Source organism: Lentzea roselyniae (genome assembly GCF_039537795.1).
Classification (GTDB): domain Bacteria; phylum Actinomycetota; class Actinomycetes; order Mycobacteriales; family Pseudonocardiaceae; genus Lentzea; species Lentzea atacamensis.
Genome location: NZ_BAABBE010000132.1, coordinates 1 through 857, shown reverse-complemented (window position 1 = coordinate 857; position 857 = coordinate 1). Strand labels below are relative to the sequence as shown.

Here is an 857-nt window from a genome sequence, read left to right as displayed (position 1 = left end):
CCGCCCATCATCGTCCTCGACCACCGAGGACCTGGCCTTGCGGGTCATGTCAATCAATCCGAATCTCGCCCTGCGTCAGGCCAGCTTGCTGTGAACCACTGGACTCAACTCACCCTGACACGCAGGGGTGGGGCGACCTCCTCAGGGCTCAAAGCCAGTCCGTGAGTGCAGCCGCAGAACCGACGACGCCACACGGCCCCAACAGTCCAGGCACGTCGCCGTCGCCTGGCAAACGACTGGGTGCTCACCTGTGACAGCGGGTTGCACCTTGCTGAGAACACGAGGAACTCGCGTGCAACGAACTTGCGTTCCACCGCACGGAACCGCTTCTGTGCATCCAAGTGGCCCATGTGGTTACCTTCTGTCGTGCTTGTCCCGCTGATGAAGGGCACATTCGACTTCTCGAAGCGCACGAGCCGAACCGCACAGACATGACCGCCGCGGAGCGCGTGATCCACCCCGAGGGCGCTGCCTTCCGAACGCGTCAAATCGCAGAAGCACGAGCCTGGCGCCTGCAGTCACCGATGCCCGTGGACGACCGTGATCAACGCGACGGTGCCGAACCTGTGGTGCCCGTTTCCCTGCGGCTCAGCCAGCACGTCGAGCTGGACCTGCTGGTTCGCGAGGTTGCCGACGCGCACCGGACGCGAACCCGCGTAGCCCGGCAGCGTGTCGATCACGGCCTCGGCACCGAGCTGCGTGCCGTGCAACGTGTACAGCGGGTGCAGGCGCTCAGGGCCTTGCACGGTGGCAAGAACCCCGTGCAGCCACGCCAGAAACCCCTCGGCCTCATCGAACGACCCGAGCGACACCAGGGCAGCGGCGGTCATCGCGGCATCACGCAGCCAGCAGTAGCG

At 65.5% G+C, this 857-nt stretch carries 1 protein-coding gene; it reads right to left on the bottom strand.

What is annotated here, in order from left to right:
- Nucleotides 1–518: 518 nt before the first annotated feature.
- Nucleotides 519–857, bottom strand: a 339-nt coding sequence (locus tag ABFX45_RS46190; protein WP_346137428.1) for a glycoside hydrolase family 15 protein, incomplete at its 5' end; no start/stop codon positions are given.